Annotated in this window: 30 protein-coding genes; 16 read left to right on the top strand and 14 right to left on the bottom strand. The window is 63.9% G+C overall.

The window, feature by feature from the left end; genetic code table 11:
• Positions 1-69 precede the first annotated feature (69 nt).
• Positions 70-1,635 carry a S1 family peptidase gene (locus GRI42_RS01845; RefSeq protein WP_160606360.1) on the top strand — a complete coding sequence of 522 codons (1,566 nt, stop codon included), beginning with the start codon at positions 70-72 and terminating at the stop codon, positions 1,633-1,635.
• Position 1,636: 1 nt separating this feature from the next.
• Here GRI42_RS01845 and GRI42_RS01840 read toward each other — a convergent pair whose 3' ends face one another.
• Entirely contained in the window at positions 1,637-2,464 is an 828-nt protein-coding gene (locus GRI42_RS01840; RefSeq protein WP_160606359.1) for a TauD/TfdA dioxygenase family protein, read from the bottom strand.
• A 182-nt stretch (positions 2,465-2,646) separates the two neighbouring features.
• Here GRI42_RS01840 and GRI42_RS01835 point away from each other — a divergent pair, with 182 nt between their 5' ends.
• From GRI42_RS01835 to GRI42_RS01805, 7 genes are all read left to right on the top strand, one after another.
• Entirely contained in the window at positions 2,647-3,201 is a 555-nt protein-coding gene (locus GRI42_RS01835) for a F0F1 ATP synthase subunit delta (RefSeq protein WP_160606358.1), read from the top strand.
• 16 nt (positions 3,202-3,217) lie between these two features.
• On the top strand, positions 3,218-4,747 hold the full coding sequence (atpA, locus tag GRI42_RS01830) for a F0F1 ATP synthase subunit alpha (protein WP_160606357.1): 1,530 nt from the start codon (positions 3,218-3,220) through the stop codon (positions 4,745-4,747).
• 31 nt (positions 4,748-4,778) lie between these two features.
• Positions 4,779-5,648 carry a F0F1 ATP synthase subunit gamma gene (locus GRI42_RS01825; RefSeq protein ID WP_160606356.1) on the top strand — a complete coding sequence of 290 codons (870 nt, stop codon included), beginning with the start codon at positions 4,779-4,781 and terminating at the stop codon, positions 5,646-5,648.
• A 14-nt stretch (positions 5,649-5,662) separates the two neighbouring features.
• A complete protein-coding gene (locus tag GRI42_RS01820) occupies positions 5,663-6,025 on the top strand; it encodes a hypothetical protein (protein ID WP_160606355.1) in 363 nt (120 codons plus the stop codon).
• Positions 6,026-6,045: 20 nt separating this feature from the next.
• Positions 6,046-7,503 (top strand): F0F1 ATP synthase subunit beta, encoded by a 1,458-nt coding sequence (gene atpD / locus GRI42_RS01815; RefSeq protein WP_160606354.1) that lies wholly within the window; start codon positions 6,046-6,048, stop codon positions 7,501-7,503.
• A gap of 4 nt (positions 7,504-7,507) precedes the next feature.
• The gene (locus tag GRI42_RS01810; RefSeq protein ID WP_160606353.1) at positions 7,508-7,765 is read left to right on the top strand and encodes an ATP synthase F1 subunit epsilon; all 258 of its coding nucleotides are present in this window, start codon (positions 7,508-7,510) and stop codon (positions 7,763-7,765) included.
• A 153-nt stretch (positions 7,766-7,918) separates the two neighbouring features.
• Complete coding sequence (locus tag GRI42_RS01805; RefSeq protein WP_325065283.1) at positions 7,919-10,051, top strand: prolyl oligopeptidase family serine peptidase; 2,133 nt, start codon at positions 7,919-7,921, stop codon at positions 10,049-10,051.
• Positions 10,052-10,114: 63 nt separating this feature from the next.
• On the opposite strand, the gene GRI42_RS01800 is transcribed toward GRI42_RS01805, so the two are convergent.
• The 3 genes from GRI42_RS01800 to glmU are packed head-to-tail and all read right to left on the bottom strand — an operon-like array spanning position 10,115 to position 12,489.
• Positions 10,115-10,789 (bottom strand): SOUL family heme-binding protein, encoded by a 675-nt coding sequence (locus GRI42_RS01800; protein ID WP_160606352.1) that lies wholly within the window; start codon positions 10,787-10,789, stop codon positions 10,115-10,117.
• A 57-nt stretch (positions 10,790-10,846) separates the two neighbouring features.
• Complete coding sequence (locus tag GRI42_RS01795) at positions 10,847-11,125, bottom strand: HNH endonuclease (RefSeq protein WP_160606520.1); 279 nt, start codon at positions 11,123-11,125, stop codon at positions 10,847-10,849.
• Positions 11,122-12,489, bottom strand: a complete 1,368-nt coding sequence (gene glmU, locus GRI42_RS01790) for a bifunctional UDP-N-acetylglucosamine diphosphorylase/glucosamine-1-phosphate N-acetyltransferase GlmU (RefSeq protein ID WP_160606351.1) — start codon at positions 12,487-12,489, stop codon at positions 11,122-11,124. Before glmU ends, GRI42_RS01795 begins: the two co-directional genes overlap by 4 nt.
• A 61-nt stretch (positions 12,490-12,550) precedes the next feature.
• On the opposite strand from glmU, the gene GRI42_RS01785 reads away from it, so the two are divergent.
• From GRI42_RS01785 to GRI42_RS01765, 5 genes are all read left to right on the top strand, one after another.
• On the top strand, positions 12,551-13,219 hold the full coding sequence (locus GRI42_RS01785; RefSeq protein WP_160606350.1) for an HAD-IA family hydrolase: 669 nt from the start codon (positions 12,551-12,553) through the stop codon (positions 13,217-13,219).
• A gap of 131 nt (positions 13,220-13,350) precedes the next feature.
• On the top strand, positions 13,351-14,280 hold the full coding sequence (locus GRI42_RS01780; protein ID WP_160606349.1) for an SDR family NAD(P)-dependent oxidoreductase: 930 nt from the start codon (positions 13,351-13,353) through the stop codon (positions 14,278-14,280).
• 72 nt (positions 14,281-14,352) lie between these two features.
• On the top strand, positions 14,353-15,180 hold the full coding sequence (locus GRI42_RS01775; protein ID WP_160606348.1) for a DUF4328 domain-containing protein: 828 nt from the start codon (positions 14,353-14,355) through the stop codon (positions 15,178-15,180).
• Between the two features lie 71 nt (positions 15,181-15,251).
• Positions 15,252-16,310 (top strand): hypothetical protein, encoded by a 1,059-nt coding sequence (locus tag GRI42_RS01770; protein WP_160606347.1) that lies wholly within the window; start codon positions 15,252-15,254, stop codon positions 16,308-16,310.
• 72 nt (positions 16,311-16,382) lie between these two features.
• Positions 16,383-16,772, top strand: a complete 390-nt coding sequence (locus tag GRI42_RS01765) for a hypothetical protein (protein WP_160606346.1) — start codon at positions 16,383-16,385, stop codon at positions 16,770-16,772.
• A gap of 19 nt (positions 16,773-16,791) precedes the next feature.
• On the opposite strand, the gene GRI42_RS01760 is transcribed toward GRI42_RS01765, so the two are convergent.
• The 4 genes from GRI42_RS01760 to GRI42_RS01745 are packed head-to-tail and all read right to left on the bottom strand — an operon-like array spanning position 16,792 to position 19,713.
• Positions 16,792-17,142, bottom strand: coding sequence for a DUF2794 domain-containing protein (locus GRI42_RS01760; protein ID WP_160606345.1), 351 nt, complete (start codon positions 17,140-17,142; stop codon positions 16,792-16,794).
• The gene (gene epsC / locus GRI42_RS01755) at positions 17,142-17,843 is read right to left on the bottom strand and encodes a serine O-acetyltransferase EpsC (RefSeq protein WP_160606344.1); all 702 of its coding nucleotides are present in this window, start codon (positions 17,841-17,843) and stop codon (positions 17,142-17,144) included. Before epsC ends, GRI42_RS01760 begins: the two co-directional genes overlap by 1 nt.
• 27 nt (positions 17,844-17,870) lie before the next feature.
• Positions 17,871-18,488, bottom strand: a complete 618-nt coding sequence (locus GRI42_RS01750) for a P-loop NTPase family protein (protein WP_160606343.1) — start codon at positions 18,486-18,488, stop codon at positions 17,871-17,873.
• Between the two features lie 16 nt (positions 18,489-18,504).
• Positions 18,505-19,713, bottom strand: coding sequence for a heavy-metal-associated domain-containing protein (locus GRI42_RS01745; protein ID WP_226700402.1), 1,209 nt, complete (start codon positions 19,711-19,713; stop codon positions 18,505-18,507).
• Positions 19,714-19,845: 132 nt separating this feature from the next.
• Between GRI42_RS01745 and purM the strand changes: the two genes are divergently transcribed.
• The 3 genes from purM to GRI42_RS01730 are packed head-to-tail and all read left to right on the top strand — an operon-like array spanning position 19,846 to position 22,107.
• Positions 19,846-20,943, top strand: coding sequence for a phosphoribosylformylglycinamidine cyclo-ligase (gene purM / locus GRI42_RS01740; protein ID WP_160606341.1), 1,098 nt, complete (start codon positions 19,846-19,848; stop codon positions 20,941-20,943).
• Positions 20,936-21,901 carry a phosphoribosylglycinamide formyltransferase gene (purN, locus tag GRI42_RS01735; protein ID WP_160606340.1) on the top strand — a complete coding sequence of 322 codons (966 nt, stop codon included), beginning with the start codon at positions 20,936-20,938 and terminating at the stop codon, positions 21,899-21,901. Before purM ends, purN begins: the two co-directional genes overlap by 8 nt.
• Positions 21,901-22,107, top strand: a complete 207-nt coding sequence (locus tag GRI42_RS01730; protein ID WP_160606339.1) for a hypothetical protein — start codon at positions 21,901-21,903, stop codon at positions 22,105-22,107. Before purN ends, GRI42_RS01730 begins: the two co-directional genes overlap by 1 nt.
• 15 nt (positions 22,108-22,122) lie before the next feature.
• Here the strand turns inward: GRI42_RS01730 and GRI42_RS01725 are convergent, their stop codons facing one another.
• The 6 genes from GRI42_RS01725 to GRI42_RS01700 form a co-directional block, all read right to left on the bottom strand.
• Entirely contained in the window at positions 22,123-22,563 is a 441-nt protein-coding gene (locus tag GRI42_RS01725) for a nuclear transport factor 2 family protein (RefSeq protein WP_267904346.1), read from the bottom strand.
• Between the two features lie 85 nt (positions 22,564-22,648).
• Positions 22,649-23,071 carry a nucleoside-diphosphate kinase gene (gene ndk / locus GRI42_RS01720; RefSeq protein ID WP_160606337.1) on the bottom strand — a complete coding sequence of 141 codons (423 nt, stop codon included), beginning with the start codon at positions 23,069-23,071 and terminating at the stop codon, positions 22,649-22,651.
• A gap of 87 nt (positions 23,072-23,158) precedes the next feature.
• Positions 23,159-23,644 (bottom strand): hypothetical protein, encoded by a 486-nt coding sequence (locus GRI42_RS01715; RefSeq protein WP_234033760.1) that lies wholly within the window; start codon positions 23,642-23,644, stop codon positions 23,159-23,161.
• Between the two features lie 78 nt (positions 23,645-23,722).
• Positions 23,723-24,166, bottom strand: coding sequence for a DNA polymerase III subunit chi (locus GRI42_RS01710; RefSeq protein ID WP_160606335.1), 444 nt, complete (start codon positions 24,164-24,166; stop codon positions 23,723-23,725).
• Positions 24,163-24,309: a DUF2256 domain-containing protein gene (locus GRI42_RS01705; RefSeq protein WP_160606334.1), complete on the bottom strand. Its 147-nt coding sequence runs from the start codon at positions 24,307-24,309 to the stop codon at positions 24,163-24,165. Before GRI42_RS01705 ends, GRI42_RS01710 begins: the two co-directional genes overlap by 4 nt.
• 25 nt (positions 24,310-24,334) lie before the next feature.
• Positions 24,335-25,795 carry a leucyl aminopeptidase gene (locus tag GRI42_RS01700; RefSeq protein ID WP_160606333.1) on the bottom strand — a complete coding sequence of 487 codons (1,461 nt, stop codon included), beginning with the start codon at positions 25,793-25,795 and terminating at the stop codon, positions 24,335-24,337.
• Positions 25,796-25,968 lie beyond the last annotated feature (173 nt).

Genomic DNA, 25,968 nt, shown 5'->3' with positions numbered 1-25,968 from the left:
GCGGATGAATTGCACCGGTCGCATCCCGAAGCTTGCGGTCAAAGCCATTGAACGCCAGAAACGCATCCAATGGGACGCTTCCTTGCTATCTTGCTGACACTCTGGGCGCTCGCCCTGCCCTCGTTCGCCGGAGCGGAACCGGCCGATATCGACGCTTCTGCGCGAGGGGTCGTGCGTGTCGTCATCATCGGAGAAGACGGCGGAGAGCTTTATCCGGTCAGCCACGGTACGGGTTTCGCCGTTACCTCCACCATGATCGTGACAAACGCCCACGTGGTACGCGACGCGATGCGCGACGAGGACCTGCGGGTCGGGATCGTTCCCTCAGGCGGGGCGGATGCGGTCTACGGCCAGATCGTCGCTGCCAGTTCCCGCAACGACCTTGCGCTTGTCCGGCTGACCGGAAATCTGCGCCTGCCGCCCCTCGCCCTGTCCGGCGGCCCTGTGGCCAGTTCGGGCGAGGTGACTAGCGTGGGGTACCCGATGAACGTGGACCGCGCGCAGGGCCTCGACATTTCCGACCTCTTTCGCAGCCAGCCTCCGGTGAAGAGCCGTGGCTTCGTGTCCGGCGAACGCCCCAGCAGGCAATTCGATACCATCCTCCACACCGCGCCCATCGCGCGCGGAAATTCCGGCGGCCCCCTGCTCGACCAGTGCGGCCGCGTCGTCGGGGTCAACAGTTTCGGCGCGGACAATGACGGCGGCGATGCGGAATTCTTCTTTGCCGTGTCCAATCGCGAACTGGTCCCCTTCCTGCGCGCCAACAACATAGAGCCGCGCCTCAACGAGCAGCCCTGCCGCAGCATTGCCGACCTTGAAGAAGCAGAGCGCGAGAGGCTGGAGCGCGAGCAAGCAGAGGCACGCCAGAGCCTCGCCGAACGCGCCGAAGCCACGCGCGAGAAACGCGAGCGCGCGCAGCTGGAAGCCCAGCTTTCCGTCGCCCACGACCGCGAGGATCGCATGGCGCTGGCGTTCATCCTCGTCCTTGTCTCTTTCGGCCTTGGCCTTTGGGCATGGAGCCAGCGGGAGCGGATCGATCCGGAAGCGGAGGATGCCGCGCTCCGGGTGAAGAAGACCAATATCGCCTTCGCCCTCGCGGGTTTCCTCGTAGTGGTGGCCCTCATCGCCTTCCTGACCCGTCCCGGCCTCGACGAGGTGGACCGGCGCGTGGCCGGACTGATGGCAGAAGGCGAAGGGGACGGTGACCGTCCGCTCGCCGGAGAGGAAGGGGGCGACCTTGCGCTGACCTGCCGCCTCGTTCCGGAACGCAGCCGCGTCACCAGCGCCGAGACGCCCGATATCGAATTCGACTGGACCACGGCCGGCTGCGTCAACGAACGCACGCAATACGGATATGCCGCGGGCAATTGGTCGCGGGTTTTCGTCCCGAACGACGAGGACGCGGTGTCAGTGAACAGCTTCGATCCCGATCGCCGTACCTTCAGGTCCGAACGCTATCTCCTCCCGCGCAGTGCCATGACGGCAGCCCGCGAGGCGCGCGCCAAGTATGCTGCGCCCCAATGCGGTGACGATGGCGCCGCGACCAAGCTCGGCGACCTGCAGGGCGAAGTGCTCTCCCAGTTGCCGCAGCAGCCGAACGAGCGCCTGGTCTACGAATGCGTGGCCCGGGACTAGCTCACGCGGCCAGCGGCTCTCCGCTCAGCGTGATCCGGTGCATCTCCCGCGCATAGCCCTGGTAATCGTTCATCGCGTAATGCCAGGTCGTGCGGTTGTCCCAGATGGCGACCGTTCCCGGCTGCCATTCCACCCGGCACTGGTGTTCCGCCTTCATCGCGTGGGCGAACAGCTCCTGTAGCAGGGGCAGGCTCTCCTCGCGGCTCATGCCGGTGAAATTGATCGTGAAGCCCGGATTTACATAGAGCAGTCGCTGTCCGGTGTGCGGGTGACGCACGACTACCGGATGGGTGGCGCCGGTCTTCAATTCCTGCCCACGAAGATCGCTGCCCTGATCGGTCTGCGCATAGATACCGTCAGGCGCATATATATGGTCCGCAGTGTGCCAGGCGGTGAGCCCCTCGATCTTCTCCTTGGTCGTATCCGGCAGGCTTTCAAACGCAGCGCCCATATGCGCCCAAAGCGTATCGCCGCCCGACGGCGGCAGCTCGCGCGCGACTAGGATCGAGCCCATGGCGGGCACCTGGTCGTAGGAATGGTCGGTGTGCCAGCCCCCGCCGATATTGGTCACCTGGTCCTTGCGCTTGCGGACCACGGCAATTTCGGGATGCTCGTCCGTCAGGGGGAAGTAGTTGTTGATGTCAATGCCGCCCCAGCGCCTGGCGAAGGCGATGTGATCCTCTGGCGAAAAGGACTGGTCGCGGAACACCGCTACGCCGTGCCTATATATAAGGTCGCGGATCGCTTCGAGGTCGTGTCTCTCGATCTTCGCCAGTTCGACTCCTGATACCTCGACCCCGCAATGCGGTGCCAGCCGCGTGGTTTCCATGCTCGCTCTCCCTCTAGTAGGAAAGTATGTCCAAGGTTCCTCCACGTTACAAGCTGACTCGGGTTGCCTTCGCCGAGGCCCTTTGCTAGGCGCGCGCCAACCTTGCCGGGGCGACTCATTTTCGCCCACCTCCGGCATGGCACGACAGACCTTTTTTCCGATCCTTAAAGGACGACAGACGCGTGGATATTTCCGCCGGTATTCAGGCTAGCCTGGCAGGGCGTTACGCCTCGGCCCTGTTCGATCTGGCCAGCGAGGCCGGGACCGTAACCGCGGTCGAATCGGACCTCGACAAGCTCGAAGCGGGCCTGGCCGAATCGGCCGAGCTCAAGATGCTGACCACCAATCCGCGCGTCAGCCGCGGCCAGGCCGAAAAGGCACTGTGGGGTGTGGCAGCGATCATGGGCCTGTCCGATCTCACCCAGAAGTTCCTCGGCACGCTGGCGCAGAACCGCCGCCTCGGCCAGCTTCCGGGCATCATCCGCGCGTTCCGCGCCATCGCAGCTGCCCAGCGCGGCGAAGTGACGGCCGAAGTCACCAGCGCCCACGCGCTGACCGATACGCAGCTGGAACAGCTCAAGGCCAGGCTCACCGCGCGTGAGGGCCGCACCGTAAAGCTTACTTCCAAGGTCGACCCCGATCTCCTCGGCGGCCTTGTCGTTACCATCGGATCGAAGCGTATCGACGCCTCGATCCGCACCCGCCTCAATTCCCTCGCCCAGGCGATGAAAGCCTGATCAAAGGACGATAATCATGGATATCCGCGCCGCAGAAATCTCCAAGGTCATCAAGGACCAGATCGCCAATTTCGGCACCGAAGCCGAAGTCAGCGAAGTCGGCTCCGTGCTGTCGGTGGGTGACGGCATCGCCCGCATCCACGGCCTCGACAAGGTCCAGGCCGGCGAAATGATCGAATTCGCCAACGGCGTTCAGGGCATGGCACTGAACCTCGAAGCCGACAACGTCGGTGCCGTTATCTTCGGTTCGGACCAGGACATCGGCGAAGGCGACACGGTCAAGCGTACCGGCACCATCGTGGACGTTCCGGTCGGCAAGGGCCTGCTCGGCCGCGTGGTCGACGCTCTCGGCAACCCGATCGACGGCAAGGGCCCGATCGAAGCCACCGAACGCCGCCGCGTCGAAGTGAAGGCGCCGGGCATCATCCCGCGTGAATCGGTTTCGGAACCGGTGCAGTCGGGCCTCAAGGCCATCGACGCGCTCGTTCCCGTCGGCCGCGGCCAGCGCGAACTGATCATCGGTGACCGCCAGACCGGCAAGTCCGCCGTCGCGATCGATACCTTCATCAACCAGAAGGAACTGAACGCGGGCGACGACGAGGGCAAGAAGCTCTACTGCGTCTATGTCGCCGTCGGCCAGAAGCGCTCGACCGTCGCACAGATCGTCAAGCAGCTCGAAGAAAACGGCGCGATGGAATATTCGATCGTCGTCGCCGCGACCGCTTCGGAGCCCGCTCCGCTGCAGTACCTCGCACCCTACACCGGCTGCGCGATGGGTGAATTCTTCCGCGACAACGGCATGCACGCCGTCATCGTGTACGACGACCTTTCGAAGCAGGCCGTCGCTTACCGCCAGATGTCGCTCCTGCTGCGTCGTCCTCCGGGCCGCGAAGCCTATCCGGGCGACGTTTTCTACCTGCACAGCCGCCTGCTCGAGCGCGCGGCGAAGATGAGCAAGGCAAACGGCGGCGGCTCGCTGACCGCACTGCCGATCATCGAAACGCAGGCAGGCGACGTGTCGGCCTACATCCCGACCAACGTGATCTCGATCACCGACGGCCAGATCTTCCTCGAAACCGACCTGTTCTACCAGGGCATCCGTCCGGCAATTAACGTCGGCCTGTCGGTTTCGCGCGTCGGCGGCGCTGCCCAGACGAAGGCGATGAAGAAGGTCTCGGGCTCGATGAAGCTCGACCTCGCGCAGTACCGTGAAATGGCTGCCTTCGCGCAGTTCGGCTCGGACCTCGACGCCGCAACGCAGAAGCTGCTGAACCGCGGTGCACGCCTGACCGAACTGCTGAAGCAGGCACAGTTCTCGCCGATGCCATTCGAAGAGCAGACCGTGTCGATCTTCGCCGGTACCAATGGCTACCTCGACGATATCGCGGTCAACCGTGTCAACGACTACGAAGCGCAGATGCTGAGCTACATGCGCAGCGAACACGCCGACGTGCTCAAGGAAATCCGCGAGACCGGCAAGTTCGAAGACGACGTGAAGAACAAGGTCGTCGACGCGCTTAAGACCTTCGCCAAGCAGTTCGCTTAAGCCCCAAGAGCACACGAGATAGGGAGCCGAAATGGCTAGCCTCAAGGAACTCAAGGGTCGGATCAACTCGGTCAAGTCGACCCAGAAGATCACCAAGGCCAAGCAGATGGTCGCAGCCGCAAAGCTGCGCCGTGCGCAGGCGGCTGCCGAAGCGGCACGCCCCTATGCCGAACGCCTGTCGGGCGTGATGGCATCGCTCGCCGCAAAGGTGAGCGGCGACAGCGCCCCGCTGCTGCTGCGCGGCACCGGTTCGGACAAGCGCCACCTGCTGGTGGTCGTGAACACCGACAAGGGCCTGTGCGGCGGTCTCAACGCCAACATCGTCAAGGCCGCCAAGGCCAAGGCGCGGGCACTGATTGCCGAAGGCAAGGACGTGACCTTCTACCTCGTCGGCAAGAAGGGCCGTGCCCCGATCAAGCGCGACTTTGCCGACAAGATCGAAAAGCACTTCGACACCTCGAACGTCCGCCAGCCGGGCTTCGAAGAAGCCGAGGCCATCGCTGACGACCTGCTCGAACGTTTCGAGAAGGGCGAATTCGACGTCGCACATCTCGTCTACCCGATCTTCAAGTCGGCACTGGCGCAGGACCCGACCGTGGACCAGCTTATCCCCGTCCCCTCGCCCGAAGGCGCGGTCGGGGGCGATGCCGTGGTCGAATACGAGCCGGGCGAAGAGGAAATCCTCGAAGACCTGCTCCCGCGCTACGTGAAGACGCAGCTTTTCGGTGCCCTGCTGGAACGCGAGGCTTCCGAACAGGGTGCCTCCATGACCGCCATGGACAACGCCACGCGCAATGCCGGCGACCTGATCAACAAGCTGACGATCCAGTACAACCGCAGCCGCCAGGCCGCGATCACCACCGAACTCGTCGAAATCATCGCGGGCGCGGAAGCGCTCTGACAAGGACCGGAAAAGTGAAGAAACTCGCCCTTATCCTCCCCCTCGCGCTGCTCGCAGCCTGCGGCGAAGAGCCGGCTCCCGAGCCGACCCCGACCGAAACCGCGACGCCGGAACCGGTTGCCAGCCTGCCCGCGACCGACCAGGCCTATTTCAGCGCCAAGTTCGCAGAAACCTGCGAAGGTGCCGAACCGGTCAAGAACGCCGTCTGCCGCCGCGCAATGGGTGCCGAACAGGCCCTGTGCGAATACGGTCTCGGCGAAGACGAATACATGCGTCACGAAGCCACTCTGGTTGCGAACGAAGACGGTTCGGACTGGATGATCGACAACGCAGAAGCCCTCTGTGCCGAACACGGCGCACACCACAAAGCCTCCTGAGCCAGTAGGATACCAATATCATGGCCACCGCACCCAAGCTTAACCAGAGCCCCAACGGCGTCATCAGCCAGGTCATTGGCGCCGTCGTCGACGTCGCCTTCGAAGGTGAACTGCCGCCGATCCTGACCGCGCTCGAAACGAAGAACGGCGAAAACACGCTGGTCCTCGAAGTTGCGCAGCACCTCGGTGAGAACACCGTCCGCACCATCGCGATGGACGGCACCGACGGCCTGACCCGTGGTCAGGAAGTCGTGAACACCGGCGCGCAGATCTCGGTCCCCGTCGGTCCGAAGACGCTCGGGCGCATCATGAACGTCGTCGGCGAGCCGATCGACGAGCGCGGCCCGATCGGCGCCGAAAGCACCAGCCCGATCCACGCCGAAGCCCCGCTGTTCATCGACCAGTCGACCGAAGCCAGCATCCTCGTCACCGGCATCAAGGTCATCGACCTTCTCGCTCCCTACGCAAAGGGCGGCAAGATCGGCCTGTTTGGCGGCGCCGGCGTCGGCAAGACCGTTCTGATCCAGGAACTGATCAACAACATCGCCAAGGGTCACGGCGGCGTGTCGGTCTTCGCGGGCGTCGGTGAACGTACCCGTGAAGGTAACGACCTCTACCACGAATTCCTCGACGCCGGCGTTATCGCCAAGGACGCCGACGGCAACGCAACCTCGGAAGGTTCGAAGGTGGCACTCGTCTTCGGCCAGATGAACGAACCCCCGGGCGCCCGCGCACGCGTCGCCCTGTCGGGCCTGACCATGGCGGAATACTTCCGCGACGTCGAAGGCCAGGATGTGCTGTTCTTCGTCGACAACATCTTCCGCTTCACCCAGGCGGGTTCGGAAGTGTCGGCACTGCTCGGCCGTATTCCTTCGGCAGTGGGCTACCAGCCGACGCTCGCCACCGACATGGGTAACCTGCAGGAACGTATCACCTCGACCACCAAGGGTTCGATCACCTCGGTCCAGGCCATCTACGTTCCCGCCGACGACCTTACCGACCCGGCACCGGCAACCTCGTTCGCCCACTTGGACGCAACGACCACCCTGTCGCGCGCCATCTCGGAGCTCGGCATCTACCCGGCAGTCGACCCGCTCGACTCGACCTCGCGCGTTCTCGAACCGCGCGTCGTCGGCCAGGAGCACTACGAGACCGCCCGCCGCGTCCAGGAAACCCTGCAGAAGTACAAGAGCCTGCAGGACATCATCGCCATTCTCGGCATGGACGAACTGTCGGAAGAAGATAAGCTGACCGTGGCTCGTGCCCGCAAGATCCAGCGCTTCCTCTCGCAGCCGTTCCACGTCGCCGAAGTCTTCACCAACATCCCGGGCGTGTTCGTCCAGCTGGAAGACACGGTGAAGTCGTTCAAGGCAGTCGTGGACGGCGAATACGACCACCTGCCGGAAGCCGCTTTCTACATGGTCGGCGGCATCGACCAGGCGGTCGAAAAGGCCAAGAAGCTGGCCGAGGACGCGTAAGGACATGGCCCTCCACTTCGAACTCGTCACGCCGGCGAAGCTGGTCCGTTCGGAAGACGTCCACATGGTCGTCGTTCCCGGCACGGAAGGCGAATTCGGCGTGCTCGAGGGCCACGCGCCCTTCATGTCGACCATCCGCGACGGTGCTGTGCAGGTCTACAAGACCGAAGGCGCAGCTCCGGAAACCATCGAGGTTCGCGGCGGCTTTGCCGAAGTCGGCGAGAACGGCCTTACGGTCCTTGCGGAACACGTCGAAGGCTGAGCCTTTCGGGATCATCGCAAACAGGAAAAGGGCGGCCCTCGGGTCGCCCTTTTTCGTTTGTCCGTCGTGGTTTGTCCCTCGTCGAGCAAGTCTGTCCTTTCCACCTGCGTGCGGCAGGGTACAAGCAACCCGCATTATCTGCAGGAGAGGACTGTGAAACGTGTTTCCACGCTGGCAATGGCTGCTGTCATGACCATCGCCGCCCCCAATTCGCTCGCCGCACAGGACGGCGTTCCCGGCCCGGACGAAGATCCCTACATCTGGCTGGAAGAAGCCCGTAGTGACCGCGCGCTCGACTGGGTCCGCAGCGAAAACGACCGCACGCTTGCCCATATGGAAGCCGACCCACGCTTCGAGCAGCTCAAGAACGAGGCGCTGGCGATCTACGACAGCGAGGATCGTATTCCCTTCGTGTCGATCCGTCCCGACGGCCTCTACAATTTCTGGCAGGACAAGGCCAATCCCAAGGGCCTGCTCCGCCGCACCACGCTGGAAAGCTACCAGAGCAACGATATCGCCTGGGAAACCGTCCTCGATGTCGACGCGCTCGCCGCAGCAGAAGGCAAGGAATGGGTCTACAAGGGCAGCACCTGCCTGCCGCCCGAACAGCGCATGTGCATGATCGCGCTGAGCGACGGCGGCAAGGATGCCACCATCATGCGCGAATTCGACACCGCGACGAAGCAGTTCATCGACGGGGGCTTCGTGCTCGACAGCGAAAGCCAGGGCAGCGTCCAGTGGCTCGACAAGGACACCCTGCTCGTCAGCCGCGATTTCGGTGAAGGTACGCTGACCGATAGCGAATATCCGTTCACCACCCGCATTTGGAAACGCGGCACCGACGTCACCGATGCCCCCGAAATCTTCCGGGGTGAATCGAGCGACGTGTGGTCGGGTGCCGGTCTGCTCCGCGACAACAAGGGCGTGGTCCATGCCCGCACCGCCTTCCGCGGCGTGAGCTTCCACGAAAGCATCAACTACGTCTGGCATGAAGGCGAGTGGCTCGAACTCGACATGCCGAAAAAGGCGAACCTGGCCGGCATCATCGACGGGCAGCTGCTCTATTCCACCGATGTGGACTGGGAAGTCGGCGGCCAGACCTTCCCCGCCGACGCGCTCGTCTCGGTGGACCTTGAAGAGTGGAAGCGCGACCCGAACGGGGCGAAGAAGACCCTCGTCTGGGCCCCTGCCGAACGCCAGACCAAGCAGGGCATCAGCTCGACCGCTAACAGCGCCTTCATCACCATTCTCGACAATGTCGTGGGCAAGGTGCTGAAATTCGATTTCGAAGGCGGCAAGTGGGTTTCGACCGAAGTCGCCTTGCCCGACAATGCCACGGTCGGTGTGGCGGCGGCCTCTGACGAGAGCGACCAGATCATGTTCTCGGTCACCGATTTCCTCTCGCCGACCACGCTCTACTACACCGATGGATCGGGCGATCCGGCAGTGCTCAAGACCTCGCCGGCCTATTTTGACGCCATGGGCATGGAAGTCGAGCAGCACGAGGCGACGAGCAAGGACGGGACGAAAATCCCCTACTTCATCGTGAAACCCAAGGGCATGACGCTGGACGGTTCCACCGCAACCCTGCTGACCGGTTACGGCGGCTTCCAGGTGCCGCGCCTGCCCTCCTATCTCGGGACCACGGGCAAACTGTGGGTTGAAAAGGGCGGCGCCTATGTCCTTGCCAACATGCGTGGCGGCGGCGAATTCGGGCCGATGTGGCACCAGAGCGCCATTCGCGAGAACAAGCAGCGCACGTGGGACGACTTCATCGCCGTGGCCGAAGACCTGGTGAAGCGCGGCTTCACCACGCCCGACCACCTCGGTATCCAGGGCGGCTCGCAGGGCGGCCTGCTGGTGGGCACGGCCTTCACACAGCGGCCCGACCTGTTCGACGCGGCGATCGTCCAGATCCCGCTGTTCGACATGCTGCGTTATCACCTAATCGGCCGCGGCGCCTCGTGGATCGGTGAATACGGCGATCCGCGCATCCCCGAACAGCGCGCATGGATCGAAGGCTATTCGCCCTACCAGAAGATCGTCGAAGGCGTGGATTACCCCTCGCCCTTCCTCTGGGCTTCGACCGCAGATGACCGCACCCACCCCGCCCACGCCCGCAAGGGTGCCGCCAAGCTCAAGGAACTCGGCCAGGATTACTGGTATTTCGAGGACATGACCGGCGGCCATTCGGGCGGCGTGGACAACGAACAGCGCGCCAAGCTTCAAGCCCTGCAGATGGTCTACCTGATGCAGCGCCTCATGGACGACAACAACGGCGGCTGATCCGGCTGTCGCTGCACTGAAATGGAAAGGGGCGGCCTCGCGGTCGCCCCTTCTCGTTTGCGGTTACTCAACCGGAATAATCACCTCGTTGCGCCGGAGCGGTGGCGGCACCATCGGTGCATCGTAGAACGCGAATTCGGCCGGGCCCGAGGCCACCAGCCCTTCCTTGGCGATCCAGTCGCGGAGCGCCTTTTCCTTCTCTGCCAGATCGGCATCGCTGCCGCGGCCGGAGAAACGCACGGCCACCACTCGGCGGGATGGCACTTCGGTCAGGGTAATGTCCTGCGGCGGCGTGGGCAGCGTATCCCTCGTGTACTGCGGCGGCATCACGAAACGCGTGCGCCACGTGCCGCTTTCGTCATTGCCGTCCTGCATGACGGGCGCAGTCATGGCGATTTCCGCGCCCTGGTCCTGGATGACCGGTGCCGTCATCGCGATCTTTGCACCCTGGTCCTGCATCACCGGGCTGGTCATCGCGATTTCCTGGTCCGGCCGGTCCTCGGCAAAGATATAGGCAGCAAGACGCCGGAAGCCCGCGTTCAATGCGGGCCTGCGGTCGCCGGTGTGAATGACTTCCGCAACGATCATCGGGGCATATTCGCGCAGCTGGAAATCGCCATCTTCCCTGACGAGCGTGTAGTCCGGCTCATCCACCGCCTGGCGGTAATAGGCGTAGGTGGCAGTTGCGCCAGCAGCGAGAACGCCGAGGCCGATGGCTGCGGCTTTCCAGAGTTTCATGAATTCGGGCTCCTTGGTCTTTGACCCACAACGCCCGTGTCACCCCGTCGTTTCCTGCTATCGCGCGGTCCGGGTGGGCGCATGGAAGTCGGGCGGCTTGTCCGAAACCCAGCGGACAAATTTCGCCAGCGCCTCGTTTTGCAACAAGGCTTCGCGATCCTCGCCGATGCGGGCGAGTTCGGCATTGGTGAAATTGGCATGGATTGCCTTGTGGCAGATCGGGTGGACGGGGACGGTGAACCGCCCCTTCTTCGCCTTGGGCACCGGATGGTGGAGCTGGACGCGCGTGCCGATATCGCGCCCGCACAGCCAGCAGGTGGTGCGCCCTGCGGTCAGCCCTTTTTCTCCGACGCCTTTTTCTTCTTCATCGCGTCGTGGAAGCGGTCGGCCCAACCGGGCTTTACGATCTGTTCGCCGCGCACCATTCGCAGGTCGCCTGCTGCCACGTCGCGGCTGACCGCGCTACCGGCAGCAACGATGGCGTCCGCCCCGATCTCGACCGGGGCGATCAGCGCACTGTTCGAGCCGATGAAGGCACGCTCGCCGATCTTGGTGCGGTATTTGAAATAGCCGTCGTAATTGCAGGTGATGGTGCCGGCACCGATATTCGCGCCCGCGCCCACTTCCGCATCGCCAAGATAGGTGAGGTGGTTGGCCTTCGCCCCTTCACCGAGGACCGCCTTCTTCATCTCCACGAAGTTGCCGACCTTGCTGCCCTTTTCCATCACTGCGCCGGGGCGCAGGCGTGCATAGGGGCCGACTTCGCAGCCCTCGCCCACACTGGCCCCTTCCAAGTGGCTGAATGCGCGGATGGTGGCACCGGTGGCGACCTTCACGCCGGGGCCGAAAACGACATTGGGTTCGACCGTGACGTCGCTGGAAAGCTCGGTATCGTAGCTGAAGAACACGGTTTCGGGCGCGCGCAGGGTCACGCCTTCGGCCATCCAGTAGTTGCGCTGCTCCTGCTGCCATAGGGCCTCTGCCGCCGCGAGTTCGCCGCGCGAGTTGATGCCCGCGACTTCGTTCGGATCGTCCGTGGTGACAGCGGCACAGATGCGGCCGTCATGGATGGCGATATTGACGATATCTGGGAGGTAGTATTCGCCCTGCGCATTGTCGTTGCCCACCCGGCCCAGCAAATCCCACAAATCCGCTGCCCGCGCGGCGAGGAGGCCGGAATTGCACAAATGGCATGCCCTCTCGCCTTCGTCGGCATCCTTGAATTCGACCATCTTGGCGATGCGGCCTTCGTCGTCGGCGATGACGCGGCCATAGGCGAGCGGGTCTTCCGGCTCGAACGCCAGCACCACTGCTGCAGGTGTGTCCGCAGCATGGAGCCGGCCGAGCATCCGCTCCATCGTGGCGGGGCGCACGAAAGGCACGTCGCCGTACATGACCAAGACGTCGCCATCGAACCCGTCCAGTTCGCCTTGCGCCTGCTGGACCGCATGGCCGGTACCCAGCTGGGGTTCCTGCAGGCACGTGCGCGCGCTGCCCGCCAGCGCTTCTTCCAGCTGTTCGCGCCCTGCGCCGACGACCACGACCTTGTGCGCGGGCGAGAGGCTGTCGACGCTCGCCATCAGGTGATGCAGCATCGGGCGGCCCGCGATCGGGTGCAGCACCTTGTGCAGCGCGCTCTTCATGCGGGTACCCTTGCCCGCGGCGAGAATGACGGCGGCGAATTGTCTGGTCTGGCTCATGTCACCGGCAATGCCACCAAATGCTTGCGGATTGAAGAACCATCCGCCACCCCTCCCCCGCATGAGCGACTTCCCCTTTGCCGCCGTCGGCTTCGACCTCGACGGAACTCTCCTCGAAACGCACCGCGACCTGGGCGCGGCGGTCAATCACGCGCTGGCGCTGGGCGGTTTCGATCCGGTCCCTGCCGACCATGCGAGCGACCTCATCGGTGGCGGCGCGAAGATCATGCTGGCCCGCGCCGTGGACCAGCAGGGCGGGCTGCCGGAAGACGAGTTCCGCCGGCTCTACAAGGAAATGCTCGGCTACTATTCTGAGAACAATGCAGTCCACACCCGACCCTATCCGCACGCGGTGGAAACGCTCGATGCGCTGGCCGAGCGCGGAGTGAAGATGGCTGTGGTGACGAACAAGTTCGAAAGCTTCGCTCGCCAGATCCTGACGACTCTCGACCTGGCCCATCGATTCGAAACGATCATCGGCGGGGACACCATGGGCAAGGGCCGTGCAAAGCCCGAGCCGGATTCCGTGATCGAGGCCCGCGCGCGCTGCGGCGGCGGTCGCCTCGCCTTCATTGGCGACAGTTCCTACGATGTGAGGGCGGCCCGCGCAGCGCAGGTTCCGGTGGTCGCCGCCGCCTATGGCTATTGCGACAAGCCTCCCCACGAACTGGGAGCAGACGCGGTCATCGAATCGCTGGCGGGCCTCATTTCCGCCCTCGAAACGCTGTAGGGCACCGCCCGGCCTTCGCCCTGCCCTTACGGCATGGCGGATCACCGCGCATACGGTTGCAACACGGGTGCAAAAGTGCCAATCCGCGCGGCAATTGACCTTTACGTAAACGACAAAGCAGGAGCAGCCCCATGACCATCGACTTCAAGGACAAGGTAGCCATCGTCACCGGTGCGGGCGGCGGGCTCGGCCGCGAATACGCTCTCGAACTGGCGCGCCGCGGCGCGAAGGTCGTCGTCAACGACCTCGGCGGCTCGCGTGACGGCACCGGCCACTCCGACATGGCCCTCCAGGTCGTCGAGGAAATCGAGAAGATGGGCGGCGAAGCCATGTCGAACGGTGGCTCGGTCACCGAATACGACCAGATGGAAAAGATGGTCGCCGATGCCAAGCAGAAGTGGGGCGGCGTGCACGTCCTCATCAACAATGCCGGCGTCTTGCGCGACAAGACTTTCGCCAAGATGAGCCCGGAAGATTTCGAGTTCGTCCTCAAGGTCCACCTGACCGGTTCGGCCTTCGTCACCAAGGCATGCTGGGAAACCATGCGCGAGCAGGCCTATGGCCGCATCATGATGACCGCATCGTCGACCGGCCTGTTCGGTAACTTCGGCCAGGCCAACTACGGCGCGGCGAAGCTCGGCCTTGCCGGCCTGACCAAGACGCTGGCTCTCGAAGGCGCGAAGTACAATGTCCGCGTCAACACGCTGTCGCCGGTCGCCGGCACGCGCATGACCGAAGACCTCTTCCCCGAAGAAGCCTTCAAGCTCTTCGACCCGGTGAACGTCGTTCCGGCCGCGCTCTTCCTCGTCAGCGAGGACGCGCCGACCAATGCCATCGTCGGCGCAGGTGCCGGCGGCTATCACTCGGCCTGGACCGTCATGAACGACGCCGTCTGGCTGCCCGAAGGCGAGCGTACGGTTGAAGGTTTTGCCGCCAACTGGGACAAGATCAGCGAGTTCTCGAACCTCAAGGCACCCCAGTCGGGCAGCGAGCAGTCGGGTGCAATCCTGACCGCCATGCAGAAGGTCACCGGAACGGGACCGTCCTCGGCCCGCGGATAATCGCGAAGTCCTATATTGCGGGAAACCCCGCGCCGTTGCAGAACGGCGCGGGGTTTTTCTTTGGGGGGTCGCATGAATCTCGAGAACGGACTGCGCGCGCTGCGCACCTCGTCGCTGGTGGTGCGCATCAGCGCCATCGTCGTCCTGCTGGCAGGCGTCGCACAGCTCGTCCTGGGTGGGATCGCGGTGAAGCAGGAATACGAGCGGATCGCCGAAATCGAGGAGCTGAGCCGGCAGAACACCTATTACGGCTACCAGCTTCAGCAACGCGCGATCGATCAGCAATACAACCGCTCGAGCAGTGCCTTTTTCATCCAGGGGCGTTTCATGCCGTCCGAGGATTCGATGAAGCCCGACGCGCCCGGGTTGATCAGCCTTATCGTATTGCTCCTGTCAGGACTGGTATTCGTCGGCGCAGCGCTGTTCTGGGTGTTTCGCGCCAACAGCAATCTGGCGCAGGTCGGAATCAAGAGCAAATACAGTCCTGCGCTTGCCACTGCGGCCTATCTCATCCCGGTCGCCAACCTGTCCCTGCCGTTTGAATCGATGCGCGAACTGCACAACCGCAGTCACGGGGAAGAGGAAGACTTCGCCCACAGCCCGGTCGAGGACGTCACTGCATGGTGGACCGCGATGATGGTCGGCATGCTCATCTTCAGCGCCATGATCGTGAAATTCGCGCTCGACGTGGGGACCAATCTCGTCATCATGACGCCGATATGGATGGAGTTCACGATCATCGCATTCGCTCTGGTCCTGTTGCTGGGATCGGCGTGGCTTTTCGGCAGGTTGACCCGCTCCATCACCGCTGCGCAGGCCGAATACCTGCCGCAGGTCGATACAAGCGCCCTCGCGGATGCCGCGCCGGCGCGGCCCACGGTCACCATTATCGGAACCTGAAAATCGAGGCGTATTGACGTATTAATACACCATAGCTATACCTCTGCCATTCTCAACGGGGAGAACGGCTTATGTATAGCCAGGAAGACTTGAACTCCGCCGTCGCTGCGGGTGCCATCAGCAAGGACGCGGCAGATGCCCTGCGCGCCCATGTCGCATCCAGCCGCGACGCAGTGCCGGCAGATGCGGAACATTTCCGCCTCATCACCGGCTTCAACGACATCTTCGTCAGCATCGGCGTCGTAATCATGCTGGTTGCCATGGCGGCCATCGGCGACGCCATCTGGTCGAGCAATGACGGCCCTTCACCCGTTTCGGCGGCGCTGGTTGCCGGCACGGCCTGGATGCTGGCCGAATTCTTCACCGCCAAGCGCCGGATGGCGCTGCCCAGCATCATCCTGCTGCTCGCCTTCGTGATGGGTACATTCCTCACCTTCGTCGGCCTGATCATCGCTACGCTGAACGATGTGGCGCCCAACGATACGCTCGGCATGCTGCTGCTCGCCGGTTCCGGCCTGCTCACCGCCGGTGCGGCCTGGCTGCACTGGAAACGGTTCATGGTGCCGATCACCATTGCTGCAGGTACCGCCGCACTGGCCGGTACAGCCATCGCGCTGATCGTCGCGGCGATCGGTCCGGACACGGCGAATATCGAAAACATCATCCTCGGCCTCGTGTTTGCGGTCGGCCTCGTCATCTTCGGCTTCGCCATGCGCTGGGACATGAGCGATCCCACCCGCGAGACGCGCCGCAGTGATGTAGCCTTCTGGCTTCACCTGCTTGCCGCACCGATGATCGCCCACCCGATCTTCGCCCTGATCGGCGTCACCGAGGGCGAGAATATCGGCGCCCTTGCCGCCGTGCTGGTGCTGATGGTCTATATCGGCTTCGGCCTCGTCGCCCTTGCCGTCGACCGCCGTGCGCTGCTCGTCTCGGCTCTCGCCTACGTGCTGATCGCCCTGACCTTCCTGTTCAGGGAGTTCGGCGCGGTGGAGCTGAACTTCGCGCTTACGGCCCTTGTCATCGGTTCGGCGCTGCTTACTCTCTCGGCACTGTGGACCCCGATCCGCCGCGCCGTGGTGAAAGGCCTGCCGGCCGACCTCAAGACAAGGCTGCCTGCCACGGCCTGACCGGCCCGGTACTGGACAAGAGAAGGCCCGCGTTTCGACGCGGGCCTTTTTTCAAGAGTGGAGGGAAAGCGAATGCACATCCTGTCGGCCGCAAGGGAAGGCCCACTTCGCCTCTTCCAGAGTCTCGTGATACTCGTGCTCGCCGGCCTGCTGATTTTCTATCACACCACGATGCTGGCCGATTTCAGCAACTCGCACGATCCGGCCAGCGGCCCGTTCTACAATGGCATACAAGGCGTGTTGCGGGCAGCGATCATCGTCAGCCTGTCCATCGTCTTGCTCGGGAAGCGCTTCGCTCTCTGGATGATGTGGCTGAGCATTGGATGCCTGATCGCAACGCATTACTGGGCCCATTTCGGACCGATCACCGCCGATTTCACCGTCGGGCGTCATCCGCTTTCCTATCTCAAGGGCCTGATCTTCCCTTCGATCATCACAACGGCGTTTCTCTATCGCAGGTGATGGAAGCGGCTGGGCGTCCCTAGTCGTCGACCGCTTTCATGAGCCGCCGTTCGACCGGGGCCATGACGCCTGCCAACTCGTGGCCGCGCTTCAGGATCTGTCCGTGCTCGCCATAGAGCGTCCACATGCCCTGCTTGGCGCGCAGGGCAGGCCGTTTCTCGATGCGCGCCTGCGGGCGTTCGGCGGTCCTGCGAAAGGCTGCGAAACTCGCCATGTCGCGATTGAAATCCATCGCATAATCGCGCCACTGGCCGGCTGCGACCATGCGGCCATAGAGGTCGAGGATGCGGGTCAGTTCCTCGCGGGTGAACCCCACTTGCAGCGGCTTGCGACCGGGAAAGGCGACGACCTTGTCACCGAGGAAATTCATCAATCGTCCGTCCCGCTCCGCTGTGCAGGTTCACGCTCGGCGCGCAGGGCTGCGACTTCCTCGCGCAGGGTCTTGAGTTCGGCTTCCAGCTTCTCGAGGCAATCGCGCGCCGGACCGCTGGTTTCGGCGCATGGATCGTCGCAGGGCGTGCCGTAGGGGATGAATTCCTTCAGCCAGTCCTCTGCCGGGACCAGCGTACTGCGGGCCTTGAGGCCGATCATCGTGGCGCCTTCGGGCACATCATCCGTCACCACGGCATTCGCGCCGATGCGGGCACGCCGGCCTACGGTAATCGGGCCGATGACCTGCGCGCCAGAGCCGATGATGACGCCATCGGAAATGGTCGGGTGGCGCTTGCCGCCCTTGCCGTTGGCCGGGTTGGTGCCGCCCAGCGTGACGCACTGATAGATCGTCACATCGTCCCCGATATGGGCCGTCTCGCCGATAACGGAGAAACCGTGATCGATGAAGAAATTGCGGCCGATCTTGGCGCCGGGATGGATATCGATCCCCGTCACCATCCGGCTGAAATGGTTCACCAGTCGCGCCAGGAAGAATAGCTCCGCCTCGAACAGCCAATGCGCGACGCGGTGATAGGCCAGCGCCCAGACGCCGGGATACAGCAGGACTTCCCACCGGCTCCGCGGTGCGGGATCGCGCGCTTTCACGCTATCGAGATAGGCAATCAGCCGTTCCAGCATCGGGGTAATTCTCCCACCAAGGGCGGTTTAAAGCAAGCGGCCCTGCTCGGGGCCTTGCACGGCTTCCAGCGCATCGCGCCATATCGACATGGTGGCGGGCGCCATCCGTTCAAGGCTCAGACGATCGATCTCGGCCACGATCCGCTCGATTGCCGCGTAAGACCGCTCCATGCGCGGGACGAGATAGGCAGGTGCACCCTCGCCCAGCGAGAGGCCGCGCTGGGCAGCCTGGCTGAGGATGAGTTCGGCGGCCATTTCATCGTCGGGCGGACCGATCTCGAGCTGCAGGGCAGCGCCCATGCGGCTGCGCAGGTCCGGCAGGGCAATGTCCCAACCGCCCTCTCCCACCGTCAGCAGCAGGGGGTAACCGTCCTCCTGTGCGCGGTTCCAGGCGTGGAATATCTCGGTCTCGTCGCGGCCCTGCGCATCGTCGATTGCCCCGCCGCCGGTGTGCGAGGCGAACCAGCGGGCGAAGAGCGACTTGCCCGACCGTGGCGGCCCGGCAAGCACGGCAGTGCGGAAGGGCCAGTCCTCCGCCCTAGCAAGTGCCTCGGCAACCGAACGATTGCCGGCACCGATCACTATGCGTTCGGGCTCACCGGAACGGGGGTGCAGGAGCGGAAGGGCGATTTGCGACTGGGCCATGCGAAAACCCGGTCCATCAACGGCTGATTAGCAGCGCGTTGCTCCCCTGTCGGACCGTGAAACCGCGGTCGCGAAGGGCCTGCGCCAGCTGGCCGATCGATCCGGCGTAGCTGACAGTGAGGACGGTGGTGCCGCCGATAGCGGTGCTGCGCACGCCGATGGCGCGAACCCCGTTGCCTCCGCGGATACCCGCCATGGCATCGTCGAACGAAGGCGCGTCGGGTGTGACCACCTGCACGGTGTAGAGTGCAACGGACCCTTCCGGCGGGGGCGTGTTGATCGGCGCGGCGGTGATGGTGCCATCGCTTTCTTCAGTCGGAACCTCGCTTCGCTGCTCGGCTACGGCATCCTGCGCCTTCAGGCGGCGGCCGAGTTCGACGAGACGCGCGATGCGCGGATCGAGGTCGCCCATGCCGATATTGAGCGTCGGGTCGGGCTTCAGCGTGCCGTCGGCCAGCGCGCGGGCAAAGATTGCATCGAAGCGCGTAACCGCCTGCGCAAGCATCTGGGGTAGCTGTTCGGGACTGTCCGCGCGCAGTTCGAACGAAGCGAGGAATTCGCTGTCCGGGCCGTGCCGCGCCGTGAAGCGCCCTTCCACCGGCCCGCCGGGGAAGGTGTAATGAAGGTCCGCGATCGGGATCAGCACGTCGGCCGCCCCGAAATCGTCGAGGATATCACGCCACCACACGCGGCTGCGGCGGCCGGTCTGGCCATAGGTCAGCAGCAGCGAATCGCCGCCTGCACCGGCGGGACGGACGTAGTTTATACGGCTCGCCCCGGCCTGGTACTCGGCCCAGGCGCGCTGCCAAGGATTGCGCTGCTCGTAGACCATGGCCGTGCCGCCGGACATGGTGACCGGCAGCAGCAGCATCGGCGCACTGCGCTGGGCCTGCCCCTCCGTACCGAGGTAACGCGAAGCCCGAGCTCGGTCGAAGACCACGCCCAGCGTCGCAATGTAGCGCTTGGGGCCAAGGCGTTCACGCTGAACCACGATGGCGGAGACGAGGCTGGCGATTTCCGAATCCGGTAGCTTGGGCCCGTCGATCTTTTCCCAGGCCTTCACCTGCGCCTCCACCCATGCCTTGTCGCGCGCTTCGAGGCCCGTATCGGCCTTCACATCGACCTCGATGCCAAGAACCTCTATGTCGCTGGAAGCAGCGATCGGCGCGATACCGCGCTCGCCGCCCACTTGGGCGAGCGCAAGCCAGCCGGCACCGCCAGCCATGGCCAGGCCGGATGCAACGAGCGCGAGGCGCTTGGGTCGGGAAAGGGAAAAAAGGTGCCGCATGGGGAAAACAGCGCGCCTTTTGCCCAATCGCTTCTGGAAATCCAAGCGCGAATGCGCAAGGGGGCAAACATGAGCAGCGACAACCAGTCCTATACCTACGAACAAGCCGGCGTTTCGATCGATGCGGGCAATGCGCTCGTCAAGGCGATCGGCCCCTTGGTGAAGTCGACAATGCGCCCCGGCGCAGACGGCGAAATCGGCGGGTTCGGGGGTTTTTTCGACCCCAAGGCGGCCGGGTACAAGGATCCCTTGCTGGTTGCCGGCAATGACGGTGTGGGCACCAAGCTGAAGCTGGCGATCGATACGAACGGGCATGACACGGTCGGCATCGATCTCGTCGCAATGTGCGTGAACGATTTGATCGTGCAGGGTGCAGAGCCGCTGTTCTTCCTCGACTATTTCGCCACCGGCAAGCTGGAGAACGGCATTGCCGAACGCGTCATCGCGGGCATCGCCGAAGGCTGCAAACAGGCCGGCTGCGCGCTGATCGGCGGCGAGACCGCCGAAATGCCGGGGATGTACGCGGCAGGTGACTACGACCTTGCCGGTTTTTGCGTCGGCGCGGTGGAACGCGGCGAACAGCTGACGGGCGAGCGCGTGGCACCCGGCCACATCTTGCTCGGGCTCGCCAGTTCGGGTGTCCATTCGAACGGCTTCTCGCTGGTTCGCCGCCTTGCGGCCGACAAAGGCTGGAAGCTCGACCGCCCTGCCCTGTTCGACCAGGACCGCTTGCTGGCCGAGACACTGCTCGAGCCGACCCGAATCTACGTGAAGACACTGCTTCCGATCGTGCGCGACGGGCTAGTCGACGCGATGGCGCACATCACCGGTGGCGGCCTGCTGGAAAATATCCCGCGCGTCCTGCCCGCAGGTGCCCACGCCGAAGTCGATGCCGACGGCTGGAAACAGCCCGGGCTGATGGCTTTCCTGCAAGCACAGGGGAATATAGAGCCGGCCGAAATGGCGCGCACTTTCAACTGCGGCGTCGGAATGGTGCTGGCGGTTGATCCGGCCAATGTCGAAATCGTCCGCTCGCGCCTCGAAGAGGCCGGCGAGACTGTGTTCGCGGTTGGCCGCATCGTCGAAGGCCAGAAGGGCTGCACCGTGCGCGGGTCGCAGGGCACCTGGTCCGGCAAGTCCGACTGGGAGGCCCTGCACCTTGGCTGACAAGGCGAAGGTCGCGATTTTCATCTCAGGGCGCGGCAGCAACATGGCCGCGTTGCTCTATGCTAGCCTGCTGCCGGACAGTACCTACGAGGTCTGCCTCGTCGCGGCCAATGATCCCGATGCGGAAGGGCTTACGCTTGCCTCGGCCGAGGGCGTGCCGACTTTTGCCCTTTCGCACAAGGGCAGGACCCGTGCAGACCATGATGCCGCGATGGAAGCGGCTGCCAAGGAAGCCGGGGCGCAATATATCGTTCTCGCCGGATACATGCGGATACTCAGCCCCGAATTCGTGTCCCGCTGGCAAGGACGGATGCTGAACATCCACCCTTCGCTGCTCCCGAAATATCCCGGTCTCGACACCCATGCGCGCGCGATCGAGGCCGGTGACAGCCATGGCGGCGTGTCGGTCCATCTGGTGACCGAGGAACTCGACGCAGGCGAAGTGCTGGGCAGCCTGCCCGTCGCGATACGTGCTGGCGAGACGGCGGACAGCCTCGCGGAACGGGTCCGCTTCGCCGAGCACCAGCTCTACCCGCGCGTCCTGTCCGATTACGTCTCGCGCGGAAGCGATCCTGGTTATCTTCTGGAAAAGGTCCGCGCCCTCGCACTCTCCTTGCCCGAGGCACACGAGCGCGAAAGCCATGGTTCGCCCGGCTGGCGTGCGGGCAGCGAGAAGTCGGGCAAGTATTTCGCCTATTTCAACGACCAGCACCACGGCTCCGAACACATCGCGCTGCTGGTGAAAACGGGCAGCATGGATGAACTGCTCGATCTCGTCGAAGCCCAGCCCCATGCCTATTTCAAACCGGCCTATTACGGTGCGAGCGGCTGGATAGGGGTGATCCTCAACCGGCCGGGTATCGACTGGGACCACGTTGCCGAATGGCTCGAACGCAGCTGGCGCAGCGTAGCCCCTGCGCGGCTGGCGAAGCTGATCAACGCGGCAGAGGATTTCTGATGCAGCGTATTACCCCCTACCTCTTCTTCATTCTCGCCGCAGCTGCGCTGGTGATGATCGCGGTCAAGGGCGATGCCGGTTTCGAGGAAGAAGTGAACCCGCTGCAGGCCGTGCTAGTCGTCGCGGGTGCGTTCGCCGGCGCGCACGCGCTGCGTTTTCTCGTAAAGCGGTGGATGGCAGCTCGGGATGGCGACGACGCCCGATAGGGTCACTATCAGCCGTCAGGCGAAGCTGGTCACCCGCTCTTCCCTCTTCCGGAATACCGATGCGAAACGCGGCAGGCTGATACCGTCGGCATTCCGCGTGATCTCGATCTGAGAAATGGACTGCCCTTCGAAGCTGACGCGCCACATGATGGTGCCGTTCACGCGCTGATCCCCGCCCTCGACATGACCCCGTACAAGGACCTCGTCCCGATTGGGTTCGACCGAGTCCAGAATGATGGTCGGATACCCCGCCGCTTTCAGAAATGAATCCTGCATGGCGAGGTACCGCTCCCGCCCCTCGATCCGGTGTCCTGACTGGTCGCACACCACGATATCCGGCGCCACATGGTTGCGCACGGCATCCATGTCTCGCCGGTTGAGGGCATCCCGAAAGCTTTGCACAGCGCGCACGTGACGCCTGCGCTCCCGGGTAGAGGGGAGAATCGCGGGAACCATAACGGGCGCAATCCTACCAGAGGATGCGCCCGTTACCTAACTCGTCAGAGTCCCCGAGGATGATCTCCCCGAAAGCCAACAAATGTTAGCCGACGATTTCGTCTTCATTGAAGAAGAAGTCGATTTCGATCTTGGCGTTTTCGTCGCTGTCCGAACCGTGGACCGAGTTCGCTTCGATCGATTCGGCATAGGTTTTGCGGATGGTACCTTCGTCGGCATCGGCCGGGTTGGTGGCGCCCATCACGTCGCGGTTGCGCTTCACGGCGTCTTCGCCTTCGAGGACCTGCACGACGACCGGACCCGAAATCATGAAGTCGACCAGTTCACCGAAGAAGGGGCGTTCCTTGTGGACCGCGTAGAAGCCTTCGGCCTGTTCGCGGGTCATGTGGATGCGCTTGGAAGCAACGACGCGCAGGCCGGCGTCTTCCAGCATCTTGGTGACCGCGCCGGTCAGGTTGCGGCGGGTGGCATCGGGCTTGATGATCGAAAAGGTGCGGGTAACCGCCATGATGTGTGTTCCTTGCGAAGTGTCTTTTATGGGGGAGAGAGTTCTCGCGCGCGCCCCTAGCGCCGGGAGGGCGCGCGGGCAAGCTTGTTAGCCGATGCCCTGCCCGACGGTGATCTGCGCATCGGTCCCCGAATCCTGCGGCTTGGCCTGGAGCGTAAACGTCATTGCGCCTGCCGTTTTGCGTCCGGCGAGGATTGCGCCTGACTCTCCGGGAAAGTCGGACGTGAGATCGAAACCACTCGACTTCGCGAGTTTACGGTAGAAGTCCGCCAGTTCCGCCACTCCCATGTCGCTGGTGAATTCGACCGTGACCAGCCTGCCCTTGCCCTGCTCGACGCGGGTTGCGCGAATGACCGTCGCACCGCGCGGTAGTGTGAAGGGTGCAGGAAGTCCCGGATCGACCCTTTCGCCTGAAGCAAGGGTCGTGGTCACTCCCTCGGCATCGGTGTGCGTGGCGCGGACCTCGCCCGTCTTGCGGTCGACCGTGTAGCTTCCGCTGGCATCCGCCACAGCGGAAGGGTCTTCCTCTGCGCGCGGAGCACTATCCCTGCTCTCACAAGCGGAGATCAGCATGGCAACGATTGTCGCAGGTATCAGGAAACGCCCCATACACCTGATGACGGGCGGGAGGCGCTTGTGTTCCTGCGCGCCTCAGCGCCCCTCGCGCCAGCCGCCTTCGGGGGTCTGCTTGAAGATCCGGTTGTCGATATCCTCGCGCGGGGCAAGGTCGCGCCAGAGATTGCGCGCCGCTTCTGTCGCGGCCTCGTCGAACAGCAGCATGACGCGCGAAAAAGCACTCGCCTCTTCCCGCCAGACACCGTCGGCGAGGATCGCGATGGAGGCTTCGTTCGGCGCCGCACAGCCGTCGGACACGAGGATCGGCTGGCGCGCGGCATGGGGCGCATCGGCCGGGCCATTGGCGAAGAAAGTGCCGCCGCCCTTCGCCCACAAGGCGTTACCCAGCCTTTCGCGCAGCGCGGGATCCGCGGCGACTACCAGCAGCCGTTCACCGGCCTGCATGACCTTGCCCGCCAATTTGACCACCGTCACGTCGACGGGATCACGGCTGAGCTGGTAGAAATCCACCCGGGTCATGCGCTGGCCTTGCCCTTGCTGCGTCGGCACCGTTCCGAACAGTACCGGACATTGTCCCAGTCCCGTTCCCATTTCTTGCGCCAGGCGAAAAGGAGCCCGCAGGCCTCGCAGACCTTGGTCGGCAGGTCTCCCTTTCGGCGCATCTTGGGAATGGGATCGCCCTTTCGATCAGCCTTCGACGGTTTCCGAAACCAGCCGGTCGATCAGGCGCACGCCGTAACCCGTTGCGCCCTTGCCCCAGGTCCGGCCCGGCTTGTCCGACCATGCCTTGCCGGCGATGTCGATGTGCGCCCAGGGCGTGTCGTCGGCGATGAAGCGCTGCAGGAACTGCGCCGCGGTGATCGAGCCTGCACCCTTGCCGCCGATGTTCTTCATGTCGGCGATCGGGCTGTCGATCAGCTTGTCATAGGCCTTGCCCAGCGGCATCCGCCACATGGTGTCGCCGGTCGCCTCGCCCGCCTCGATGAGGTCCTTGGCAAGGCTGTCGTCATTCGAGAAGAGGCCGGCATATTCATTGCCGAGCGAGATGATGATTGCGCCAGTCAGCGTGGCGAAATCGACGATGCGGCTCGGCTCGAATTCCTGCTGCGTCCAGTGCAGCGCGTCGGCTAGCACCAGGCGGCCTTCGGCATCGGTGTTGAGCACTTCGATGGTCTGTCCGCTCATCGAGGTGACGACGTCGCCCGGGCGCTGCGCATTGCCGTCGGGCATGTTCTCGACGAGACCCATGACGCCTACGACATTGGCCTTGGCCTTGCGTTTGACGAGGGCGAGCATGCCGCCCGCAACCGCGCCGGCACCGCCCATGTCCCACTTCATGTCTTCCATGCCCGGCCCCGGCTTGATCGAGATACCGCCGGTGTCGAAGGTCACGCCCTTGCCGACAAAAGCCACCGGGCGCTCGCCCGGCTCGCCGCCGTTCCAGCGGATGGCGAGGATGCGCGATTCGCGTACCGAGCCCTGGCCGACGCCGAGCAGCGAACCCATGCCGAGCTCTTCCATCTGCTTTTCGTCGAGCACGATCAGTTCCGCGCCGGTGCCCGCGAAGCGCTGCTTGCAACGTTCGACGAAGGTTTCTGGGTAGATGATGTTGGCCGGTTCGGTCACCAACTCGCGCGTGAACTCGACGCCTTCGGCAAGCGCCGTCAGCTCGTTCCACGCTGTGTCGGCATCGTCGGGTGCGCCGACGACGGTCACCTTCTTCAGAGTGACCTTCTGGTCGTCCTTCATTTTCGTGCGGTAGATGTCGTAGCGCCAGTTGCGCAGGCGCAGGCCCAGCAGGACATGGCCGACTTCTTCGGCCGAGAGGCGGTTCTCGGTCACGTCGAGCACCAGTTCCTCGTCGCCGCTGCACTGGTATTTCGCCGCAAGAGCAGCACCCGCTTTTTCGAGGTTGGCGAGACGTGCATCGTCCGATGCCTCGCCCGAACCGGCCAGCGCCAGCCGTGCAGCGCCGTCTGCGGTTTCGATGAAACCATCGAAGGTCTGGCCGGTATTGCCCTTGAACCGCGCGGCGTCCGCGCCGGCACGCATTGCGGCAGGCAGCGACGAGGGAAGCTTGCCCTTGTCGACGACATGCGCAATGAGGCGCGCCGCTTGCGGTAGGGTCTGGCTGAACTGGATGTGCATGGAAACTCCCGGAATTCTGTCTGAAGCGGCCCTTTCGCTCGCTGCCGGGCCGCCAAGGATGGCGATTGCGATTAGGCGTGGGCGGTGCGATAGGCAAGCCATGCGCCAGCACCCCCGGACTTCGCGCCCTGCCCTTTTGCACGCCCTGGGGACAGGTGCGGGCCTTCTTGCGC

The organism is Qipengyuania gaetbuli, from assembly GCF_009827315.1.
Lineage (GTDB): Bacteria > Pseudomonadota > Alphaproteobacteria > Sphingomonadales > Sphingomonadaceae > Qipengyuania > Qipengyuania gaetbuli.
The sequence above is the reverse complement of the archived record's forward strand: the minus strand, read 5'-3'. Positions and strand labels throughout refer to the sequence as shown.

Bases quoted from the DNA above. Each gene is read 5' to 3' on its own strand.
- GRI42_RS01845 (WP_160606360.1), top strand. From the start codon at position 70: ATGGGACGCTTCCTTGCTATCTTGCTGACACTCTGGGCGCTCGCCCTG.
- GRI42_RS01840 (WP_160606359.1), bottom strand. From the start codon at position 2,464: ATGGAAACCACGCGGCTGGCACCGCATTGCGGGGTCGAGGTATCAGGA.
- atpA (WP_160606357.1), top strand. From the start codon at position 3,218: ATGGATATCCGCGCCGCAGAAATCTCCAAGGTCATCAAGGACCAGATC.
- GRI42_RS01825 (WP_160606356.1), top strand. From the start codon at position 4,779: ATGGCTAGCCTCAAGGAACTCAAGGGTCGGATCAACTCGGTCAAGTCG.
- atpD (WP_160606354.1), top strand. From the start codon at position 6,046: ATGGCCACCGCACCCAAGCTTAACCAGAGCCCCAACGGCGTCATCAGC.
- GRI42_RS01810 (WP_160606353.1), top strand. From the start codon at position 7,508: ATGGCCCTCCACTTCGAACTCGTCACGCCGGCGAAGCTGGTCCGTTCG.
- GRI42_RS01800 (WP_160606352.1), bottom strand. From the start codon at position 10,789: ATGAAACTCTGGAAAGCCGCAGCCATCGGCCTCGGCGTTCTCGCTGCT.
- glmU (WP_160606351.1), bottom strand. From the start codon at position 12,489: ATGAGCCAGACCAGACAATTCGCCGCCGTCATTCTCGCCGCGGGCAAG.
- GRI42_RS01785 (WP_160606350.1), top strand. From the start codon at position 12,551: ATGAGCGACTTCCCCTTTGCCGCCGTCGGCTTCGACCTCGACGGAACT.
- GRI42_RS01780 (WP_160606349.1), top strand. From the start codon at position 13,351: ATGACCATCGACTTCAAGGACAAGGTAGCCATCGTCACCGGTGCGGGC.
- GRI42_RS01775 (WP_160606348.1), top strand. From the start codon at position 14,353: ATGAATCTCGAGAACGGACTGCGCGCGCTGCGCACCTCGTCGCTGGTG.
- GRI42_RS01770 (WP_160606347.1), top strand. From the start codon at position 15,252: ATGTATAGCCAGGAAGACTTGAACTCCGCCGTCGCTGCGGGTGCCATC.
- GRI42_RS01765 (WP_160606346.1), top strand. From the start codon at position 16,383: ATGCACATCCTGTCGGCCGCAAGGGAAGGCCCACTTCGCCTCTTCCAG.
- GRI42_RS01760 (WP_160606345.1), bottom strand. From the start codon at position 17,142: ATGAATTTCCTCGGTGACAAGGTCGTCGCCTTTCCCGGTCGCAAGCCG.
- epsC (WP_160606344.1), bottom strand. From the start codon at position 17,843: ATGCTGGAACGGCTGATTGCCTATCTCGATAGCGTGAAAGCGCGCGAT.
- GRI42_RS01750 (WP_160606343.1), bottom strand. From the start codon at position 18,488: ATGGCCCAGTCGCAAATCGCCCTTCCGCTCCTGCACCCCCGTTCCGGT.
- GRI42_RS01745 (WP_226700402.1), bottom strand. From the start codon at position 19,713: ATGGCTGGCGGTGCCGGCTGGCTTGCGCTCGCCCAAGTGGGCGGCGAG.
- purM (WP_160606341.1), top strand. From the start codon at position 19,846: ATGAGCAGCGACAACCAGTCCTATACCTACGAACAAGCCGGCGTTTCG.
- GRI42_RS01730 (WP_160606339.1), top strand. From the start codon at position 21,901: ATGCAGCGTATTACCCCCTACCTCTTCTTCATTCTCGCCGCAGCTGCG.
- GRI42_RS01725 (WP_267904346.1), bottom strand. From the start codon at position 22,563: ATGGTTCCCGCGATTCTCCCCTCTACCCGGGAGCGCAGGCGTCACGTG.
- ndk (WP_160606337.1), bottom strand. From the start codon at position 23,071: ATGGCGGTTACCCGCACCTTTTCGATCATCAAGCCCGATGCCACCCGC.
- GRI42_RS01715 (WP_234033760.1), bottom strand. From the start codon at position 23,644: ATGCTGATCTCCGCTTGTGAGAGCAGGGATAGTGCTCCGCGCGCAGAG.
- GRI42_RS01710 (WP_160606335.1), bottom strand. From the start codon at position 24,166: ATGACCCGGGTGGATTTCTACCAGCTCAGCCGTGATCCCGTCGACGTG.
- GRI42_RS01705 (WP_160606334.1), bottom strand. From the start codon at position 24,309: ATGCGCCGAAAGGGAGACCTGCCGACCAAGGTCTGCGAGGCCTGCGGG.
- GRI42_RS01700 (WP_160606333.1), bottom strand. From the start codon at position 25,795: ATGCACATCCAGTTCAGCCAGACCCTACCGCAAGCGGCGCGCCTCATT.